A 723-nucleotide genomic window follows, 5' to 3' on the forward strand; every position below is an offset into this window, starting at 1 on the left:
GCTCCTTGCTGCTGCATCAACTGATGGCGTGCCATCCACAGGTTGGACAGCGCAAACAGCGTCACGATCTGCAGAGTGTTTTTCTCCAGGCCTCGGTAGCGCACCTTGGTGTAGCCAAACTGGCGCTTGATGACGCGAAACGGGTGCTCCACCTTGGCGCGGATTTGTGCCTTCACGCGCTCGAGCAGATCCACCAGAGCGTGTATAGCGTTGTGTTCCTTGTCCAGTGCCTTGCGTTTGGCCGGCCCCATGGCGACATGCCATGGCACGTCTTTAGAGGCATCGGCGCGTTTATCTGCCCCCTGGTAGCCGGCGTCGCCAAAGACCTGCACCTCCTGCCCGTGCAGCAAGCTGTTGCCTTCGACCACGTCGCCGACGTTGCCCGAGGTGCAGCGCACGGTGTGCACCAGGCCGCTGTCAGCGTCCACGCCGATATGGGCCTTCATGCCAAAGTACCACTGGTTGCCCTTCTTGCTCGAATGCATCTCGGGGTCTCGGGCCTTGTCTTTGTTCTTGGTCGAGCTCGGCGCTGCAATCAAGGTGGCGTCCACGATGGTGCCTTCCTTGAGCTGCAGGCCTTTGGCGCACAGCAAGGCGTTGACCGTGGCCAGCATCTGCTCGGCCAGCTTGTGACGCTCCAGGCGGTGGCGAAAGCGCAAGATGGTGCTCTCGTCAGGCAGCCGTCCGTGGGCATCGAGCTGGGCAAAGTCCCGGTACAGGGGC

Annotated in this window: 1 protein-coding gene; it reads right to left on the reverse strand. The window is 61.8% G+C overall.

Annotation, left to right across the window (positions count from 1 at the left end; translation table 11 throughout):
• Positions 1 to 723: IS5 family transposase (locus tag ABD767_RS17245; RefSeq protein ID WP_344870015.1), on the reverse strand; the 723-nt coding region annotated here is incomplete at both ends.

Source organism: Comamonas faecalis (assembly GCF_039538025.1).
Classification (GTDB): Bacteria; Pseudomonadota; Gammaproteobacteria; order Burkholderiales; family Burkholderiaceae_C; genus Comamonas_C; species Comamonas_C faecalis.